Below are 18,147 nucleotides of genomic sequence, written 5' to 3' on the forward strand. Positions count from 1 at the left end.
CGGCCCGGTTTGGGGCGCGGGCCTGGTATGGCGTACGCTAACCTGCGGCGCACTTTGGTGTGCCGAGTTCCCGCGTGCCCGCGCCGCCGGTGTCACGGCTACCCGGCGAGTCGACGTGGGAACGACCGCCAGCAGCCTCAACGACAGGGAGTCCGCCTCCGATGTACGCGATCGTCAAGACCGGCGGCAAGCAGTACAAGGTCGCCGAGGGCGACGTGATCGAGGTCGAGAAGCTCGCCGGTGCCCCCGGCGATGCGGTGAAGCTCACCGCGGTGCTCCTCGTCGACGGTGACGACCTGGTGACCGACGTGGCGAAGCTTGCCCAGGTCTCGGTGTCGGGCGAGATCGCCGCGCACACCAAGGGCCCGAAGATCCGGATCCACAAGTTCAAGAACAAGACCGGCTACCACAAGCGCCAGGGTCACCGCCAGCCGCTGACCCAGGTCAAGGTGACCGGCATCTCCAGCGGGAAGTAGGTCGTCCTCCAATGGCTCACAAAAAGGGTGCGTCCAGCTCGCGTAACGGTCGCGACTCCGCGGCCCAGCGGCTCGGCGTGAAGCGCTTCGGTGGTCAGGTCGTCAACGCCGGCGAGATCATCCTCCGCCAGCGTGGCACCAAGTTCCACCCCGGTGACCTGGTTGGCCGCGGCGGTGACGACACGCTCTTCGCGTTGGCCGCCGGTGCGGTCCAGTTCGGCACCAGGCGCGGTCGCAAGACCGTCAGCATCGTGCCGCAGCAGTAGTTCGCAGGCGTTGCGGGCCGTGGACCTCGGGTCCCGGCCCGCTTCGCTTTTTCACGTGCGGGGCGTACCCCGCTGGAAGGATTGTCCGCGTGACGACGTTCGTTGACCGGGTCGTTCTGCACATGCAGGCCGGCGACGGCGGGCACGGCTGTGCCTCGATCCACCGGGAGAAGTTCAAGCCCTTCGGTGGTCCGGACGGCGGCAACGGCGGGCACGGCGGCAGCGTCTCGCTGGTGGTCGACCCGCAGGTGACCACGCTGCTCGACTTCCACTTCCGCCCGCACCTGAAGGCCGAGAACGGCAAGGGCGGCGCGGGCTCGAACCGGGACGGCGCCAACGGCCGGGACCTGGTGATCAAGGTACCGAACGGCACCGTGGTGCAGAGCCTCGATGGCGAGGTGCTGGCGGACCTCATCGGCACGGGCACGACCTTCGAGGCGGCCCGGGGCGGTCGGGGCGGCCGGGGCAACGCCTCGCTGGCCAACGCCCGGCGCAAGGCCCCCGGCTTCGCCGAGCTGGGTGAGCCCGGCGACCGGCTGGACGTGGTGCTGGAACTGAAGAGCGTCGCCGACGTCGGGCTGGTCGGCTTCCCGTCGGCCGGCAAGTCGTCGCTGATCTCGGTCATCTCCGCCGCCAAACCGAAGATCGCCGACTACCCGTTCACCACCCTGGTGCCGAACCTGGGCGTGGTCCGGGTGGACAACCACACCTTCACCGTGGCCGACGTACCGGGGCTGATCCCGGGTGCGGCGACCGGCAGGGGGCTCGGGCTGGAGTTCCTCCGCCACGTCGAGCGCTGCGCCGTGCTGGTGCACGTGATCGACACCGCCACGCTGGAGCCGGGCCGGGACCCGCTGGCCGACATCGACACCATCGAGGCGGAGCTGACCGAGTACGGCGGGCTCGCCGACCGGCCGCGCCTGGTCGCGCTCAACAAGATCGACGTACCGGACGGGCGGGACCTCGCCGAGATCGTCCGGCCCGACCTGGCGGCGCGCGGCCTGCGGGTCTTCGAGGTGTCCACGGCCACCCGTGAGGGGCTCAAGGAGCTGACGTACGCGATGGCGGAGCTGGTCGAGCAGGCCCGCAGCGCGGCGCCGCCGGCCGAACCGACCCGGATCGTGATCCGCCCGAAGGCGGTCGACGACGTCGGCTTCACCATCGAGGCGGAGGAGGACGGCTCGTACACCGTCCGGGGCGCCCGCCCGGAGCGCTGGGTCCGGCAGACCAACTTCGACAACGACGAGGCGGTGGGCTACCTGGCCGACCGGCTGGCCCGGCTGGGCGTCGAGGAGAAGCTGGCCAAGGCCGGTGCCCAGGCCGGCGACCTGGTCCGCATCGCCGACCGCGAGTTCGACTGGCAGCCCACCCTCTACGCCGGTGTCGACTTCATCCCGGGCAGCCGGGGCACCGACGTCCGGTTGGAGGAGAAGCTGACCCGCGCCACGGCCGCCGAGCGGCTGGCCGCCCGCAAGGCCCGCCGGCAGCGCCCCGCAGACGAGATTGAGGCTGCGGCGCAGGCCGCGGACGACGACGAGGACTGGGAATAGTCCCCTTCCGTCCGTGATCGGGATGTTGGCCGGACACCTCCGCGAAACGTCGAAGCCTGACGCCGGGCGCCCCGGCCGCGCGCCGCGGCCGGGTCAGGCGCCGGTCTCGGCGTGCGCGGCGGTGAGCGGCGGTGTGCCGCAAGCGACGCGGATGACGGCGGCAGGTGAGGGTCATTCGAGCGGGCTGTCCAGCCGCCCGCCGGTGCCAACCTTGGGGGACAGCAGCAGCCCCAGGGCGAGCATGCCGAAGCCGAGGAAGAGGTGCAGCCAGTTGTCGGCGTCGTTGAACGGCCAGATGTTCGCCGTGCCCTCCGGCCCGGTGGCGAAGCCCCACAGCCAGATCGCGAGGTAGAAGGCACCGCCGCCGGCCATGAACAGCCGGGCGCCGCCCACCCTGCTGGCCAGCCCCAGCCCGATCAGGCCGAAGACCAGGTGCAGCAGGTTGTGCAGGATCGAAACCTGGAACAGGGTGAACAGCTTCGCCTTGGAGTGGTGGCCGGCGAACGCCAGCTCGCCGGAGTGCGTGGTGGCGCCGGGGAGGAAGCCGAGCACGCCGATCAGCACGAAGACGACCGCCACCGCGAGGGCGACCATCTGGATCGCCGGCCGGGATCGCGCACGTCCGCGCACGTCACGTGCCATCGCTGTCACCTCCGTGGATCAGCCGTCACCCGCGCCAGCAGACCCTCCATTCTGTGATCGGAGCGGGGCGCCCCCGCAGAGAAATGAGGAATCAGGCACGGGGACCGGGCGGCCGGCGCGGCGATTCTCCCGGTCGGGGCGCGACCCGGCGGCCCCGGCTGGCGGCGTCCGATGGGCCGTGGCGTGGAGCTCGCGGCGGAACGCCGGGACGGCTTCCAGAGGTGCCCGTATTCTCACTGAATTAGGCCGGTATGTCGTTTCAGCCGTTCCCTGCCGGGTAGCGCTGCGGATGCGGGGCGGTCCAAGGTCCGGGCGCCCCGGGTGGAGGAGACGTGATGACCAGCAACGGAACGAGGTGGGCGCTGGCCGGCGCCGCGACGGTGACCGCGCTCGGGATCGGCCGGGCGGTGGCCCGGCGCCGGCATCGGCACCAGCCCGAGCGGGAGGGCGGCTGGTACGTGGTCCACCGGGGGATCACGGTGGCCCGACCGATGGACGCGGTGATCGGCTTCTGGACCGACCGGGAACGGCTGGACCGGGCGCTCGCCGAGTGGGCGACCCTGGAGCAGCTCGACGACAACCGGTGGCGCTGCGTGGCCAGCGACCCGGCCGGCGGCGGCACCGAGTGGCGCGCGGAACTCACCGTCGACGGTCCAGGCCGGCTGAGCTGGCGGGTCACCGACGGGCCGGTGGCCCAGCGGGGCCGGATCGAGCTGGTCCCCGCCCCGCAGGACCGGGGCACCGAGATCCGCGCCGAGCTGCGTTGGCGGTCCGGGCTGGTACGCCGGGCGCTCGGGCTGACCGGCGGGCACGACCCGGACCTGGCGCTGCGCGGCACGCTGCGCCGGATCAAGTCGCTGATCGAGACCGGCCAGGTGCTCAACACCCGCCACGACCCCTCGGGGCGCAGCCCGAAGCAGGAACAGGCGATGGACAAGGTGCGCGAGCGGCTGACCGTGGGAGGCCGGCCGTGAGGGCGTTGTGCTGGGAGGGCGTCGGCCAGCTGGCCGTACGCGATGTGCCGGAGCCGACGGTCCGCGCCGCGGGCGACATCATCGTCAAGGTCCGGGCCAGCAGCGTCTGCGGCTCCGACCTGCACCTGATCAACGGGCACCTGCCGGCGATGCGCGAAGGGGACATCCTCGGTCACGAGTTCATGGGCGAGGTGGTGGCGACCGGCCGCGACGTACGCCGGATCAAGGTCGGTGACCGGGTGGTCGTCGGCGCGGTGGTGGCCTGCGGCGCCTGCTGGTACTGCCGCACCGAGCAGTACTCGCTCTGCGACAACTCCAACCCGCAGCCGGTCTTCACCGAGAAGCTGTGGGGGCACTCGCCGGCCGGCATCCTCGGCTACTCGCACGCGGCCGGCGGCTACGCCGGAAGCCACGCCGAGTACATGCGGGTGCCGTTCGGCGACGTCGGGGCGTTCACCGTCCCCGACGGGGTGCCGGACGACTCGGTGGTCTTCGCCTCCGACGCCATGCCCACCGGCTGGATGGCGGCCGACTTCTGCGGGCTCAAGGGCGGCGAGGTGGTCGCCGTCTGGGGCGCCGGCGCGGTGGGACAGATGGCCGCCCGGGCCGCCCAGATCCTCGGTGCAGAACGGGTCATCGTCATCGACCGGCTGCCGGAGCGGCTAGCCGTCGCCGCCGACCGGCTCGGCGTCGAGACGGTCGACTACGCGGAGACCGACGTGCTGGAGGCGCTGCGCGAGCTGACCGCCGGCCGCGGACCGGACGCCTGCATCGAGGCGGTCGGCATGGAGTCGCACGACGTCGGGCCGGCCTACGCGTACGACAAGGCGAAGCAGACGGTCCGGCTCACCACCGACCGGCCGACCTCGGTGCGGCAGGCGATCATGGCGTGCCGCAAGGGCGGCACGGTGAGCATCATCGGGGTGTACGCGGGCCTGGTCGACAAGTTCCCGCTCGGCGCCGCCATGAACAAGGCGCTGGTGCTGCGGATGGGGCAGATGCACGCCCAGCGCTACATCCCGATGCTGCTGGACCGGATCGCCATCGGCGAGATCGACCCGGGTTATCTGGCTACCCACCCGATGCCGCTCACCGACGGCGTCCGCGGCTACGAGATCTTCCAGAAGAAGGAGGACGGCTGCCTGCGTACGATCCTGCACCCGCAGCCGGGATGGTGACCGGCGGGATCAGTCGCTTCGGCGTATCCCGTCGATGACGAGCCCGCTGGCCGGCTGGGCGGGCACCCGGCTCAGGTCGAGCGCCAGATCCTGCGGCGGGACGCGGTAGCTCATCGCGCAGGTGAGGTTGGTGACCGCTCGCTTCATCAGCTCGATGGTGAGCCACTCGCCGGGGCAGCGGTGGCCGGTGAGGTGGTCGCCGCCGCCCTGCGGGATCAGGCTGAACGGGTCGCCCCGCCAGCCGGTGAACCGCTCCGGCCGGAACCGTTCCGGCTCCGGCCACAGCTGCGGGTGGTGGTTGGTGGCGTACAGGCCGAGCAGCACCCGGCGGCCCTGCGGGAAGTGGTGTCCCTGCCACTCGAAGGGGCGGCGTACCCGGGCCGCCGACATCGGGAAGAAGGGGTAGTAGCGGCGTACCTCCTGCACGAAGCTCTCGGTGGCCGCGTCGTCGCCGCGGACCCGGTCGCGCCACCGCGGATGGTCGTGCAGGGCCAGCGCCGCGAACATCACGAAGCGATCGACCGCCACCGTCGGGCGGATGACGTTCAGCAGCTCCACCGCCGCGATCCGGCGGGGTAGCAGCCGCCCCTGCTCGTCCCGGTGGTCGGCGACCACCCGCAGGGCGCTGCCCTCCGGCGCGGGCAGGCGGCCCGTCCGGGCCCGTTCGATCAGGTCGCCGATCCAGTGTTCGGCCCGGCGGCGGCCGAGCAGCCCTCGCCAGTGCCGGGGACCGACCGCAGCCGGGGCCTCGATCGTCGCGTGCAGGTCGGCGGTGCGGCGGGCCACGTCGCCGTCGGCCAGCGGCACCCCCGCCCAGGCACAGACCGCGCGGGTCAGCATCCGGCCGGCCTCCTCGCAGAGCGCCACCGGGCCGGCCTCCGTCCAGGCCGGGATCCGGGCCCGCCACTCGTCCTCGAAGAGCTGCCCGAGGTGGCGGACCGCGGTGGCCGTCATGATCGACATGAACATCGCCTTGCGGGCCCGGTGCGCCGCGCCGTCGAGCCCCTGCACCCCGCCGACCCCGGTGAGGGTGCGCTGCCCGCGCGTCGGCAAGGCGCCGTGCCGGACGAACCGGTCGGTGTCGTAGAACAGCTTCGCGGCCGGGCGACCGCGCAGGAAGATGGTCGGCTCCAGCATCAGCCGGGTCTGGAAGATGTCGCTGCCGTACCGGTCGCAGCGGTCGCCGACGAACCGGTACCCCTCCCTGAGCAAGGCCAGCGTGCTGTCCGGGCTGCGGTCGGTGGGGATGCTGGTCATCTGCTGCTCCTGGCGCGGTTCGGCGACAGGTGCCGTCTACCCGAGTCGGGGGTGGTGAATCCCGCCCGTTCGGGTTGGCGTAGCACCTGCGGCAAGGCCGGCGGAGGGGCCAGCGGAGAGCACCCGAGCTGGCCCCTCCCAGGGCGCGGAAAAGTTGGTTCGCTGAGTCCGGGACCGGCGGTGGACCGGGTCGAGGATCCGCCGGCGCGGCGCCGGCGGCGTCACGGGCTGACGGGGAGGAATGGATGCGCGACAACAGGGCGACGCACTGGCTGGCAGCGGCGGGCGGCGACCGGGCCGAACGTGCGCCCCGGCGACCGCGAGGATCGGCTGATCGCACCGCCCCGGCGGTCCGCGCCCCGGCCGCTCCGGTTCTTCACCGTGCACCTCGGCTTCGAGGCGGCTGACGTGTCCGCCGCCCGGGAGCTGGCCGTCGCGTACGCCGAGGCGCTGAGCCTGCTCCGTCCGGAGCTGGCGCTCGGCGCGGCGGCCCTCTCCCCGGCCGACGCCTGGCACCGGGCCGAGCGGCTTTTCTGCGGGGCGGTCGGGCCCGACGGCGAACGCTGCGCCGACGTGGCCGGCCACCCCGGCTTCCACTACGCGCCCGGCCCGGGCGGTCTCGGCTGGGGCGACGGTGACTGAGCGCCGCGGCTCAGTCCAGGTCGAACTCGCCGTCCTGGGCGCCCGCGACGAACGCGTCCCACTCGGCCTGGGTGAAGACCAGCACCGGCCCGTCCGGCTCGGCCGAGTTGCGCATCCCGATCAGGTCGCCGACGAAGGCCACCTCGACCGCGCTCTCGGAGGTGTCACCCTCGGCCCGCTGCCAGACCGCCCGAGAGAGGTCGAAGTCGCCCTTGGGGTGCTGACCCATCGTTGTTCCTCCATCGCACGTGTCACCGGGGCATCCGTCCGGATCCCCATCGGGCAGGATAAGCGGATGCCGAGCCTGACCCGTGTAGAGGCGACCGCGCGTGGCGCGTTGATTGTCGTCGAGTCCTATCAGGTGGACCTCGACCTGACCGGCGACGGCGAGCGGTTCCGCTCCACCGTCACCATCCGGTTCCGGGCGGCCCCCGGCGCCGAGACCTTCGCCGAGGTCAAACCCGTGCGGCTGGTCGAGGTACGCCTCAACGACCGGGACCTCGACCCCGCCGTCCTCGACGACAACCGGCTGCCGCTGACCGGCCTGGCCGAGGCGAACACGTTGACCGTCAGTGCCGAGATGGCCTATTCCAACACCGGCGAGGGCCTGCACCGCTTCGTCGACCCGGCCGACGGTGCGACATACCTCTACGCCATGTCCTTCCTCGACGAGGTGCAGCGCATCTTCGCCGCGTTCGACCAGCCCGACCTCAAGGCCCCGGTGACCCTCTCGGTCACCGCGCCGCCACAGTGGACGGTCGCGGCCAACGGGCAGCTCGCCGACAGGCCGGCGCCCGGGCGCTGGGAGTTCGCCCCCACCGCGCCCCTGGCCACCTATTTCTTCACGTTGATCGCCGGCCCCTGGCACGTCCGGCACGACGAGCACGACGGCATCCCGCTCGGCGTCTACTGCCGGCGCTCGCTGGCCGAGCACCTGGACGCGGACGCCGAGGAGATCTTTGCCGTCACCCGGCAGTGCCTCGACCGGTTCCACCAGCTCTTCGCCGAGCGCTACCCGTTCGGCAAGTACGACCAGGCGTTCGTGCCCGAGTTCAACGCCGGCGCGATGGAGAACCCGGGCCTGGTCACCCTGCGCGACGACTACGTCTTCCGCTCCGCCGTCACCGACACCCAGCGGGAGCTGCGGGCCACCACCATCGCCCACGAGATGGCGCATATGTGGTTCGGCGACCTGGTGACCATGCGCTGGTGGGACGACCTGTGGCTCAACGAGTCCTTCGCCGAGTACCTGGGCACCCGGGTCACCGCCGAGGCCACCCGCTTCGACCAGGCGTGGACCACGTTCGCGATGCGCCGCAAGGCCTGGGGTTACGCGGCCGACCAGCGCCCCTCCACCCACCCGGTGGCCCCCGAGGTTGTGGCCGACGCGGCACAGGCGCTGCTCAACTTCGACGGCATCTCGTACGCCAAGGGCGCCAGCGTGCTGCGCCAGCTCGTCGCCTGGGCCGGCGACGACGCCTTCCTCGCCGGCCTGAACGCGCACTTCGCCAAGCACCGGTTCGGCAACGCCACCCTCGCCGACCTCCTCGACAGCCTGAGCACCGCGAGCGGGCGGGACCTGGCCGACTGGGCCGAGCGCTGGCTGCGCCGCAGCCAGGTCAACACGCTGCGGATGGAGACCGCGGTGGACTCCGACGGCCGGTGGACCGAGGTGGCGGTGGTGCAGACCGCGCCGGCGGCGTACCCGGTGCTGCGCCCGCACCGCATCGGCGTGGCCCGGTACGCCGCCGACGCCCCGGTGCAGCGTTTCGAGGTCGACCTCGACCCGGACGCCGACCAGGGCCGCACCGAGTTGACCGAGCTGATCGGGCAGCCCGCCACCGGCCTGCTGCTGCCCAACGCCGGTGACCTCACCTTCGCCAAGACCCGGCTCGACCCGGCCTCCGCGGACGCGGTGCCGATGCTGCTTCCCGGGCTGGACGATCCGCTGGCCCGGGCGCTGCTCTGGGGCGAGGCCCTGGACGCCGCCACCGACGGCGAGCGTCCGGTGGCCGCGCTGGTCGGGCTCGTCGCGGCGGCCCTGCCGGCGGAGACCGAGGTGATCATCGCCGAGAACGTGCTCACCCTCAGCCGCGACCTGGTCGACCGCTACCTGGACCCGCTGGCGCGGGACGCGGCCCTGCTCCGGATCGCCGGGGCCTGCGCCGCGCTGCTGGCCGACGCGCCGGCCGGCGGCTCGCTGCAACTCGCCGCGGCCCGGGGCCTGATCGGCGCCACCACCGACACCGGGCTGCTCGCCGGTTGGCTGGCCGGCAAGGACGTCCCGGCGGGGCTCGCGGTCGACGCCGAGCTGCGGTGGGCGCTGCTGCACCGGCTGGTGGTGCTCGGCGCGGCCGGCGAGCCGGAGATCGCCGCCGAGGCGGCCGCCGACCGCAGCGCCACCGGCGCCGAGCGGGCCGCGCGCTGCCGGGCCGCGCTGCCCGACGCCGACGCCAAGCGGGCCGCGTGGGAGATCGTCATCCACAACACCGCGCTCTCCAACCGTCTGGTGGAGGCGACCGCGGAGGGCTTCTGGCAACCGGAGCAGGCCGAGCTGACCGCCGGCTACGTCGAGCGGTACTTCGCCGACATGCCGGCGGCGGCGCGACTGCGTACCCCCTGGACGGCCAACCGCGTCGCCTGGTTGGCGTTCCCTCGATACGCCGTGACGCAACGCACCCGGGAGCTGGCCGCGGCGCTGCTGGCGCGCGACGACCTCGCGCCCGGCCTCAGGCGAGAGGTGACCGACCGCGACGACGACCTGCGTCGCGCCCTCGTCGGCCGGGCGGCGGTGGCCGTCGCCGGCGCCTGACCTGCCGTCTCGTGATCGGCCGTGGGTGGCGCACCCGGCGCCACCCACGGTGCGGGTTCAACGTGCGGCCGGGGCCGCCGTCACGGGGGCGTCCCAATCGATGATGTACCGCTGCTCGGGGCCGAGCGTCTTCTCCGGGTTCATCGCGATCCGGATCAGCAGCGGCATCAGCACCGGCATCAGCGCCCGGGCCACCGGGCCCGGGGCCTTCGTGCGATTGACCTTCGCCGCCCGGGCGGCGATCCCTTCCACCCGATCGCGCCGCAGGTGCTCGTAGGTGGCGAACGCGGACGGGGCGCCGGGCAGGTCGCGCAGGCAGCGAGCGAGTTGCACGGCGCTCTCGATGGCCAGCGAGGCGCCCTGGCCGGAGCTGTTCGACGGCGCGTGTGCCGCGTCGCCGACCAGCACCATCCGCCGGCGGTGCCAGTGCCGGACCGGCGGCATGATGTGCAGTGAGCCGACCATCTGCAGTTCGTCCTCGCGGCTGGTGCGCAGCAGGGCGGCACCCGGGTCGTCGTCGGCGTACGCGGCCCGCAGCGTCCGCAGCCAGTCGGCCGCCGGCACCGCCTGCGCCTCGGTGAGGCTCATCGGCCGCTCATGCGGCAGGTTGACGCCCCACCGGGTGCCGCCGCCCGGCTCCGGCCAGTAGAGGTAGTAGCCACCCCGGCCGAAGGCGAAGGTCATGGTGCCCGGTTCCGCCTCGACCTCGTGCCGGGCCACCGCCTCGAAGCCGAGCAGCCCGGTGAACTTCGGTCCGGCGGCGTCCGGGTCGATCAGGGTGCGCACCGTCGACCGGATGCCGTCGGCGCCGATCAGGACGTCGGCCGTGGCGGTGCTGCCGTCGGCGAACCGGGCGGTGACCCCGTCGCCCGTCTCCCGTACGTCGACCAGGCGCTTGCCGTACTCGACCACCACCCCCGCCGCGCGGGCGCGGTCGTGCAGCACGCGGTGCAGCTCGTTGCGGTGCACCACCTGCAACGGCGGCACGCCAGCCAGGCCGGGCAGGTCGATGCGCCGGCGGCCCACCGCCATCACCGTCCGGGCGATCGGGGTGGCGATCGCGGTGACCGCCTGGTCCGCGTCGACGGTGCGCAGCGCCGCGACGCCGTTGGGCGCGAGCGCGAGCGTGCCGCCGATGCCGTCGGTGTTGCTCGGGTACGCCTCGTACACGGTGGCGGTGATGCCCGCCCGGTGCAGTGCCAACGCGGTCACCGGGCCGGCGACCCCGCCGCCGATCACGATCGCTGTCTTCACTCTGCTCACGGTTCCCTCCCAGGGATCGTCGGTTGTCGTGCGGACGAACCGACCTGGAGGGAGCCCGGCTATCCTCGTGGTTGCCGCTTCGGGCCGGGCGCCTCCGGGTGTCGGTTCGAGGTTGGGCCTGCGTCATGAGGCTCGGGTAAGGCCTCATGACGTCCGGCCCTTAAGGGCCCCGGCCTGGTGTTGGCGCACCGTGCCGGGGCCGCTCATCAGGGTGCGGCGTCGCTCCTCTCCCCGGGCCCGCCCGGCTCCGCCGGAAGCGCGCCGGTTTCGTGGAAGGCCCGCCACTGGTCCATGCCCGGGTAGCTGCCCGAGGTGAGTTCGGCCAGCAGGGCGCGGATCCAGGCCACCTCCGCCTCGCGGATGGCCAGGTCGTACTCCGACTCGACCAGGAACAGCCGCGGCAGGGTGCGCAGGTGCTCCGCGAGCGTGGCGCGTTCGGCCCGGAGCTCCTCCTCCAGCAGCTCCAGCCGCCGGCGCAGGAGGGCCGTCGCCTCGTCGGGGTGCAGCGCGGCGAGCACCGACAGGCCGGCCCGGAAGCGGGACTGTTCGGCGACCGGGGTCGAGACCAGCTCGCGGGTCCAGTCGACCAGCTCGGCGCGACCGGAGTCGGTGATGCGGTAGACGGTGCGCTCGGGGCGTCGGCCCTCGCGGACGCTCTCCACGGCCGCGATCAGTCCGTGCCGTTCCATGTTGCGGACGACCGTGTAGAAGGACCCCCACTTGATGCCCATGTCCTGGTCCTTGCCCCAACCCCGGAGCGTGGTGGCGATCTCGTACGGGTGCATCGGCCGCTGGACGAGGACGGACAGCACGGCCAGGGCCAGCAGGTTGTCGATCTTCCGCCGCTTCGCCATGTTGCCGCCATCCTTACTCGCTTCCGAGTACTCGTCTACGAGTATATGCGCGCTCGGCCGATCGAGGAAGCCCGTACCGGAACCCGTCTCGCGGCGCGGACGCCGATCAGGGTCGAAGCCGCCGGTACGCGAGGCGGGCCTACGATCGCTGGGTGGAGGAAGACATCCGGCGGGTCGGGATCATGGGCGGCACCTTCGACCCGATCCACCACGGGCACCTGGTGGCGGCCAGCGAGGTGGCGGACCGGTTCGGCCTGGACGAGGTCGTCTTCGTCCCCACCGGCCAGCCCTGGCAGAAGGCGGACGAGCCGGTCAGCTCGGCCGAGGACCGCTACCTCATGACGGTGATCGCCACCGCCTCCAACCCGCGTTTCCAGGTGAGCCGGGTCGACATCGACCGCGGCGGCCCCACCTACACCGTCGACACCCTGCGCGACCTGCACGCCGAGTACGGCCCGAAGGTGCAGCTCTTCTTCATCACCGGCGCGGACGCCCTGGAACGCATCCTGTCCTGGAGGGAAGTGGACCGGATGTTCGAGCTGGCCCACTTCATCGGGGTGACCCGCCCCGGCTTCGAGCTGTCCGACAAGCACCTTCCCGCGGACACGGTCAGCCTGGTGCAGGTCCCGGCGATGGCGATCTCCTCGACCGACTGCCGGGCACGGGTCTCGCGGGGCGAGCCGATCTGGTACCTGGTACCGGACGGTGTGGTGCAGTACATCGCCAAGCGGCGTCTGTACCAGCAGTGAGTACGCCGGAAGTGTGAGCGTTTGCCCGCATAATCGACCAGAACTGACAGGTCGTCGCACCGCCGGGTGTGAGAGGCTTGGAGGGTCGCACGGTTGATCGAAGGAGAATGGTGACAGTTTCCGAACGCGCACACGAGCTGGCGATGGCCGCCGCCCAGGCCGCGGCCGACAAGAAGGCGCAGGACATCGTCATCATCGACGTGGGCGACCAGCTCGCCATCACCGACGCGTTCCTGCTGGCCGCCGCTCCGAACGAGCGCCAGGTGCTCGCCATCGTCGACGCCATCGAGGAGCGCCTGCTGGAGCTGCCGGAGAAGGCCAAGCCCGTCCGGCGCGAAGGCGAGCGGGGCGGCCGGTGGGTGCTGCTCGACTACGTCGACATCGTGGTGCACGTGCAGCACACCGAGGAGCGCGAGTTCTACGCCCTGGACCGGCTCTGGAAGGACTGCCCGCAGATCCCGTTCGAGAACCGCGACCTGGCCGACTCCACCGCCGGCACCGCCAGCGCGGAATGACCCGCCTGATCATCTGGCGGCACGGCAACACCGACTGGAACGCCGCCAACCGGGTCCAGGGGCAGAGCGACGTACCGCTGAACGACCTCGGTCGCGAGCAGGCCCACGCCGCCGCGCCCGTGCTGGCCGCGCTGCGACCGGACGCCATCGTCGCCAGCGACCTGCGCCGGGCCGCCGACACCGCCGCCGCCCTCGCCGCGCTGACCGGGCTGCCGGTACGCACCGACGCCCGGTTGCGGGAACGCCACTTCGGCCAGTGGCAGGGCCTAGCCCTCACCGAGGTCGCCGAGCGCTTCCCGGACGAGTACGCCCGCTGGCGCGCCGGCGACCCCGACCCAGGCGCCGGCATCGAGACCCTCGACGACCTGGGCAAGCGGCTGGGCGCCGCGTTCCAGGACGCGGCCGACCTGGCCGTCGGCGGCACCGTCGTGGTGACCACGCACGGCGCCGGCGCCCGGCAGGGCGTCGGCCACCTGCTCGGCTGGGACCACGCCGTGATGCGCAGCGTCGGTTCGCTGGCCAACTGCCACTGGAGCGAGCTGCGCAACAACGACGTCCGGGGCTGGCACCTGCGCGCGCACAACGTCGGGCTCATCACCCAGCCGGCGCTGACCGACGCGGTCTGAGTCCGCCGGCCCGGGCACGCCGGGCCGACATCGGCTAGCGTGCCGGGCATGCCCGTCGCGGTTGTCACCGACTCCACCGCCTATCTCCCGCCTGAGCTGGTGCGCGCGCACCAGCTCACCGTCGTCCCGCTCACCGTGGTGCTCGACGGCGTGGAGGGGCTGGAAGGGGTCGAGGTCTTCCCCGAGGACGCCACCCGGGCACTGCGCGGCCGGCGGGTCGCGGCGAGCACCTCCCGGCCCGCCCCGGAACAGTTCGCGCAGGTCTACCGCGAGCTGCTCGCCGGCGGCGCCGACGGGGTGGTCTCGGTGCACCTGTCGGCCAAACTCTCCGGCACGGTGGAGGCGGCCCGGCTGGCCGCCGCCGAGGTCGGCGACCCGGTCACCGTGGTCGACAGCCGCTCCACCGGGATGGGCCTGGGCTTCCCGGTGCTCGCCGCCGCCGCGGCCGCCGCCGGGGGCACGGACCTTTCCGGGGTACGCCAGGCGGCGGTCGACGCGATCGCCCGGACCACCATCTTCTTCTACGTGGACACCCTGGAGTTCCTCCGCCGGGGTGGCCGGATCAACGCGGCCGAGGCGCTGCTCGGCACCGCCCTGTCGGTGAAGCCGATCCTGCACATGCCCGACGGCGCCATCGTGGTGCGGGACAAGGTGCGTACCGCCGGTCGGGGGCTGGCGCGCCTGGTCGACCTGGCCGTCGAGGCGGCCGGCGACGCCGAGGTGGACCTGGCCGTGCATCACCTCGCCGCACCGGAGCGCGCCGAGCAGCTGGTGACGGCGCTGGCCGAGCGGCTCGGCGACCGCCTGCACGACACGTACGTCACCGAAGCCGGGGCGGTGGTGGCGGCGCACGCCGGGCCGGGGCTCGCCTGCGTGGTGATCCACCGCCGAGCGGGATGACGGCTGTGTCGTACCTGGTGACCGGGAGGGGGCCGGGGGCGTTGACCGGTTCCATCGCCGCCCTCGCCTGATAGCACACCACTGCATGATCAGGCGCTCGTCCACAGGGAGGCTCTCCATCCACAGGACGACCATCCGGACCTGAGCGCCATCCCTGGTCGGGCCTAGCCTCGCGCCGTGTCAGACGACGAGGAGAGCGTGGTGCGACGGCGGCTGTTCCGGCTGTTCGACCGGGACGCCCGCCGAGAGCCGGACTGGCCGACCTTCGATCTGGTCCCGGCAACGCGGCGGCGCGAGGCGGGACCGCCTTCCGCGCCGGTGGAATCGGACGCGCCGACGCCGCCTGCGGCCGGGCTCGCCGGTGCCGCCCTCGCACAGGAGCCCGAGCAGGAGTCGCCGCGCACTGGCCGGCTCTCCCGGCTGCCCGGGCCGGGCGCCTTCGATCCCGGCCGACGAGGGGTTCGGGCGCTGGTCGTCGTCGCCGTCGTCGTGGTGCTGGTCGCCGGGATCTGGGCCTGGCGGTCCCGGCCGCGGGCCGAGCCGGTCCGGCCGGTCGCGACGGTCGCCGCACCCGACGAGACGCAGCGGTCCCCGGTCGCACCGTCCGGAGCGAGCGGCGAGGTGGTGGTCGCCGTCGCCGGCAAGGTACGCCGTCCCGGGCTGGTCCGGCTGTCGGCCGGTGCCCGGGTTGGCGACGCCCTCGAGGCGGCCGGCGGCGCGCTGCCCGGGGTGGACGTGGCCCTGCTCAACCCGGCCCGAAAGGTCACCGACGGTGAGCTGATCCTGGTCGGCGTGGCCGCCCCGGCCGGCCAACCGGGCCAGCCCGGTCAGCCGGCGGGGAACCCGGCGGCCGGCGGCGGAGCGCCGGGCGGCCCGGTCAACCTGAACACGGCCACCCTGGCCGAGCTCGACGCGCTGCCCGGCGTCGGCCCGGTGCTCGCCCAGCGGATCCTCGAGCACCGCGAGCGCCACGGGGGGTTCCGGTCGGTTTCCGACCTACGCAAGGTCGACGGCATCGGCAACGCCCGGTACGAGGAGCTCAAGGACCTGGTGACCGTGTGAACGCCGCGACGGAGACCCACCCCCGCGAGGCACCCGATCTGCGGCTGGCCGGGTTGGCCGTGGCGGCCTGGCTCGCCGCCTTGGCCGGCCTGCACCAGAGCGCGGCGGCGATGGCCACGCTCGCCGCCGTCGCCGCCGGCCTGGCCACTGCGCTCGGCCTCCACCTGTGCGGTCTGTTGGGCCGGCCGGCCGCTCCCGTCCGCCGGTACGGCTGGATCGCCGTCGCCGTGCTGCTCGGGGTGGTCTGCGGGGCGGCCGCCACCGCCGCCCGGGTCGCCGTGCGCGACGCGGCGCCGGTGCGGGCGCTCGTCGACGAGCGGGCCCTGGTCACCGCCGAGCTGGTGGTCCGGGACGACCCGCGCCCGATCCGGGGTGCCGCCGGCCGGCCGAGCACCGTGCTCCTGCGCGCCGACCTGGTACGCCTCACCGACTCCGCCGGTCAGCGGGTGAACGGGACCGTGCGCGGCCTGGTGCTGGCGACCGATCCGGACTGGCGGGCGCTGCTGCCGGGGCAGCGGGCGACCGCCCGGGGACGGTTGTCGGCCCCGCGTGGCGGGGACCTGACCGCGGCGGTGCTCTCGGCGGACGGGCCGCCCACCCGGCACGGCGCACCCCCGTGGCCGCAGCGGGCCGCCGGCGTCCTACGCGCCGGGCTGCAACGCGCCTGCGAGCCGCTCCCCGACGAGCAGGGCGGCCTGCTGCCCGGCCTGGTGGTGGGGGACACCAGCCGACTGCCGCCGGCGGTGGAGGAGGATTTCCGGACCACCGGCATGACCCATCTGAACGCGGTGTCCGGCTCGAACGTAGCCATTGTGGTCGGCGCGGTGCTGCTGCTCGCCCGCTGGGCCCGGGCCGGTCCGTGGGCGCCGCCGTCCTCTGCGTAGTCGCCCTGGTCGGGTTCGTCATCCTGGTCCGGCCGTCCCCGAGCGTGGTCCGTGCCGCGGCGATGGGCGCGATCGGGCTGGCCGCGCTCGCCGCGGGGCGACCCCGGGCCGCGCTGCCCGCGCTCGCCGCCGCGGTGACCGTGCTGGTGCTGGTCGACCCGGACCTGGCCGGGGATCCCGGGTTCACGCTTTCCGTCTGCGCCACGGCCGGGCTGCTGCTGCTCGCCCCCGGGTGGCGTGACGCGCTGCGGCGCTGGGGCGTACCGGCGGGGTTGGCCGAGGCGCTGGCGGTGCCGGCCGCCGCCCAGCTCGCCTGCGGTCCGGTGATCGCCGGTCTCTCGGCGACGGTGAGCCTGGTGGCGGTGCCGGCGAACCTGCTGGTGGCGCCGGCGGTCGCGCCCGCCACCGTGCTGGGCGTCATCGCCGCCGTCGCTTCGCCGCTCTGGCCGGCGGGCGCGGAGTTCGCCGCCTGGCTGGCGAGCTGGCCGGCCTGGTGGCTGGTGGTCGTCGCCCGGCACGGGGCGCGGCTGCCCGCCGGGACGCTGCCCTGGCCGGGCGGGGTGACCGGCGCGTTGCTGCTGGCCGCCGTCAGCGTGGCGCTGCTGTTCGCCACCCGGCGTCGACTGCTCCGGCGGCTCGTCGCGGTCTGCGCGGTGGCGGTGGTGCTCGGTACGCTCCCCGTCCGGCTGCTGGCTCCTGGCTGGCCGCCACCCGGCTGGGTGATCGTGGCCTGCGCGGTGGGCCAGGGCGACGCGATCGTGCTGCCGGTCGCCGTCGGGCGGGCGGTGGTGGTGGACGCCGGCCCGGAGCCGGCTGGGGTCGACACCTGCCTGCGCCGGCTCGGCATACGCGAGGTGCCGCTGTTGGTGGTCAGCCACTTCCATGCCGACCACGTGGGCGGGATCGCCGGGGTGTTCCGTGGGCGGCGGGTGGCGGACGTGGTGATCCCGGAGTTGACCGAGCCGCCCTTCGGCGTGTCCCAGGTACGCGCCACCGCGCAGGCCGGTGCCGCCAGGTTGCGTGTCGTGCCGGTGGGCTGGGGCTGGCGGGCCGGGGGAGTGGAGTTGACCGTGCTCGGGCCGCCGTACGCGTTGCGGGGCAGCCGGTCGGATCCGAACAACAACTCGCTGGTGCTGGCGGCCACGGTGGCCGGAGTGCGGATCCTGCTGCCCGGCGACGCCGAGACGGAGGAGCAGCGGGCAGTGCTGGAGAGCCTGTCGCCCGGCGCGGTCCGGGCCGACGTGCTGAAGGTCGCCCACCACGGGTCCGCGTACCAGGATCCGGAGTTCCTGGCGGCGGTCCGGCCGGCCGTCGCCCTGGTGTCGGTGGGTGCCGGCAACGACTACGGGCACCCCAATCCTGGCCTGCTCGACCGACTGACCGTGGCCGGCGCGCGGGTGCTGCGGACCGACACGGACGGCGACATCGCGGCGGTACGCGACGGCCACGGCCTGGCGGTGGTGACCGGTGGCCTCCCCCTGGGGCGGCAACGGTGAG

At 73.7% G+C, this 18,147-nt stretch carries 17 protein-coding genes and 1 pseudogene; 13 read left to right on the plus strand and 5 right to left on the minus strand.

The features are described from left to right. Positions 1–161 precede the first annotated feature (161 nt). The 3 genes from rplU to obgE all read left to right on the plus strand — a co-directional run bounded on the left by rplU (position 162) and on the right by obgE (position 2,292). On the plus strand, positions 162–476 hold the full coding sequence (rplU, locus tag ACNAW0_RS12880; protein ID WP_357860241.1) for a 50S ribosomal protein L21: 315 nt from the start codon (positions 162–164) through the stop codon (positions 474–476). Between the two features lie 11 nt (positions 477–487). Next, a complete protein-coding gene (gene rpmA, locus ACNAW0_RS12885) occupies positions 488–742 on the plus strand; it encodes a 50S ribosomal protein L27 (RefSeq protein WP_416288048.1) in 255 nt (84 codons plus the stop codon). Positions 743–831: 89 nt separating this feature from the next. Beyond that, positions 832–2,292 carry a GTPase ObgE gene (gene obgE, locus ACNAW0_RS12890; RefSeq protein ID WP_416288049.1) on the plus strand — a complete coding sequence of 487 codons (1,461 nt, stop codon included), beginning with the start codon at positions 832–834 and terminating at the stop codon, positions 2,290–2,292. Between the two features lie 171 nt (positions 2,293–2,463). Here the strand turns inward: obgE and ACNAW0_RS12895 are convergent, their stop codons facing one another. Beyond that, a complete protein-coding gene (locus ACNAW0_RS12895) occupies positions 2,464–2,934 on the minus strand; it encodes a DUF4383 domain-containing protein (protein ID WP_416288050.1) in 471 nt (156 codons plus the stop codon). Positions 2,935–3,269: 335 nt separating this feature from the next. On the opposite strand from ACNAW0_RS12895, the gene ACNAW0_RS12900 reads away from it, so the two are divergent. Further along, a complete protein-coding gene (locus tag ACNAW0_RS12900; protein ID WP_416288051.1) occupies positions 3,270–3,908 on the plus strand; it encodes a cyclase in 639 nt (212 codons plus the stop codon). Continuing rightward, entirely contained in the window at positions 3,905–5,086 is a 1,182-nt protein-coding gene (locus ACNAW0_RS12905; RefSeq protein WP_416288052.1) for a zinc-dependent alcohol dehydrogenase, read from the plus strand. Before ACNAW0_RS12900 ends, ACNAW0_RS12905 begins: the two co-directional genes overlap by 4 nt. A gap of 9 nt (positions 5,087–5,095) precedes the next feature. Here the strand turns inward: ACNAW0_RS12905 and ACNAW0_RS12910 are convergent, their stop codons facing one another. After that, positions 5,096–6,343, minus strand: a complete 1,248-nt coding sequence (locus ACNAW0_RS12910) for a cytochrome P450 (protein WP_416288053.1) — start codon at positions 6,341–6,343, stop codon at positions 5,096–5,098. 303 nt (positions 6,344–6,646) lie between these two features. On the opposite strand from ACNAW0_RS12910, the gene ACNAW0_RS12915 reads away from it, so the two are divergent. Further along, positions 6,647–6,985 (plus strand): hypothetical protein, encoded by a 339-nt coding sequence (locus ACNAW0_RS12915; RefSeq protein ID WP_416288054.1) that lies wholly within the window; start codon positions 6,647–6,649, stop codon positions 6,983–6,985. 10 nt (positions 6,986–6,995) lie between these two features. Here the strand turns inward: ACNAW0_RS12915 and ACNAW0_RS12920 are convergent, their stop codons facing one another. Then, positions 6,996–7,214 carry a DUF397 domain-containing protein gene (locus ACNAW0_RS12920; RefSeq protein ID WP_416288055.1) on the minus strand — a complete coding sequence of 73 codons (219 nt, stop codon included), beginning with the start codon at positions 7,212–7,214 and terminating at the stop codon, positions 6,996–6,998. Positions 7,215–7,280: 66 nt separating this feature from the next. On the opposite strand from ACNAW0_RS12920, the gene pepN reads away from it, so the two are divergent. Then, a complete protein-coding gene (gene pepN / locus ACNAW0_RS12925; RefSeq protein ID WP_416288056.1) occupies positions 7,281–9,797 on the plus strand; it encodes an aminopeptidase N in 2,517 nt (838 codons plus the stop codon). Between the two features lie 57 nt (positions 9,798–9,854). Here pepN and ACNAW0_RS12930 read toward each other — a convergent pair whose 3' ends face one another. Further along, positions 9,855–11,051: an FAD-dependent oxidoreductase gene (locus ACNAW0_RS12930; RefSeq protein ID WP_416288057.1), complete on the minus strand. Its 1,197-nt coding sequence runs from the start codon at positions 11,049–11,051 to the stop codon at positions 9,855–9,857. 215 nt (positions 11,052–11,266) lie between these two features. Further along, positions 11,267–11,914: a PadR family transcriptional regulator gene (locus ACNAW0_RS12935; RefSeq protein ID WP_416288058.1), complete on the minus strand. Its 648-nt coding sequence runs from the start codon at positions 11,912–11,914 to the stop codon at positions 11,267–11,269. Between the two features lie 152 nt (positions 11,915–12,066). Here ACNAW0_RS12935 and nadD point away from each other — a divergent pair, with 152 nt between their 5' ends. The 6 genes and pseudogenes from nadD (at position 12,067) to ACNAW0_RS12965 (ending at position 18,146) form a co-directional block, all read left to right on the plus strand. Then, positions 12,067–12,663: a nicotinate-nucleotide adenylyltransferase gene (gene nadD / locus ACNAW0_RS12940; protein WP_416288059.1), complete on the plus strand. Its 597-nt coding sequence runs from the start codon at positions 12,067–12,069 to the stop codon at positions 12,661–12,663. A 110-nt stretch (positions 12,664–12,773) separates the two neighbouring features. Then, entirely contained in the window at positions 12,774–13,178 is a 405-nt protein-coding gene (gene rsfS / locus ACNAW0_RS12945) for a ribosome silencing factor (RefSeq protein ID WP_416288060.1), read from the plus strand. Next, a complete protein-coding gene (locus ACNAW0_RS12950; protein WP_416288061.1) occupies positions 13,175–13,804 on the plus strand; it encodes a histidine phosphatase family protein in 630 nt (209 codons plus the stop codon). The genes rsfS and ACNAW0_RS12950 overlap by 4 nt, the downstream gene beginning before the upstream one ends. Positions 13,805–13,852: 48 nt before the next feature. Continuing rightward, complete coding sequence (locus ACNAW0_RS12955; protein ID WP_416288062.1) at positions 13,853–14,704, plus strand: DegV family protein; 852 nt, start codon at positions 13,853–13,855, stop codon at positions 14,702–14,704. A 177-nt stretch (positions 14,705–14,881) separates the two neighbouring features. Beyond that, positions 14,882–15,766, plus strand: a complete 885-nt coding sequence (locus tag ACNAW0_RS12960; protein WP_416288063.1) for a helix-hairpin-helix domain-containing protein — start codon at positions 14,882–14,884, stop codon at positions 15,764–15,766. Next, a pseudogene (locus ACNAW0_RS12965) lies at positions 15,763–18,146 on the plus strand (ComEC/Rec2 family competence protein). Before ACNAW0_RS12960 ends, ACNAW0_RS12965 begins: the two are co-directional and overlap by 4 nt. The last annotated feature ends 1 nt before the right edge of the window (position 18,147 follow it).

The sequence above is a fragment of the Micromonospora sp. SL1-18 genome (assembly GCF_047921505.1).
Lineage (GTDB): Bacteria > Actinomycetota > Actinomycetes > Mycobacteriales > Micromonosporaceae > Micromonospora.

Coding starts and splice junctions, on each gene's coding strand:
- rplU (WP_357860241.1), top strand. CDS start 162: ATGTACGCGATCGTCAAGACCGGCGGCAAGCAGTACAAGGTCGCCGAG.
- rpmA (WP_416288048.1), top strand. CDS start 488: ATGGCTCACAAAAAGGGTGCGTCCAGCTCGCGTAACGGTCGCGACTCC.
- ACNAW0_RS12895 (WP_416288050.1), bottom strand. CDS start 2,934: ATGGCACGTGACGTGCGCGGACGTGCGCGATCCCGGCCGGCGATCCAG.
- ACNAW0_RS12900 (WP_416288051.1), top strand. CDS start 3,270: ATGACCAGCAACGGAACGAGGTGGGCGCTGGCCGGCGCCGCGACGGTG.
- ACNAW0_RS12910 (WP_416288053.1), bottom strand. CDS start 6,343: ATGACCAGCATCCCCACCGACCGCAGCCCGGACAGCACGCTGGCCTTG.
- ACNAW0_RS12920 (WP_416288055.1), bottom strand. CDS start 7,214: ATGGGTCAGCACCCCAAGGGCGACTTCGACCTCTCTCGGGCGGTCTGG.
- pepN (WP_416288056.1), top strand. CDS start 7,281: ATGCCGAGCCTGACCCGTGTAGAGGCGACCGCGCGTGGCGCGTTGATT.
- ACNAW0_RS12935 (WP_416288058.1), bottom strand. CDS start 11,914: ATGGCGAAGCGGCGGAAGATCGACAACCTGCTGGCCCTGGCCGTGCTG.
- ACNAW0_RS12950 (WP_416288061.1), top strand. CDS start 13,175: ATGACCCGCCTGATCATCTGGCGGCACGGCAACACCGACTGGAACGCC.
- ACNAW0_RS12955 (WP_416288062.1), top strand. CDS start 13,853: ATGCCCGTCGCGGTTGTCACCGACTCCACCGCCTATCTCCCGCCTGAG.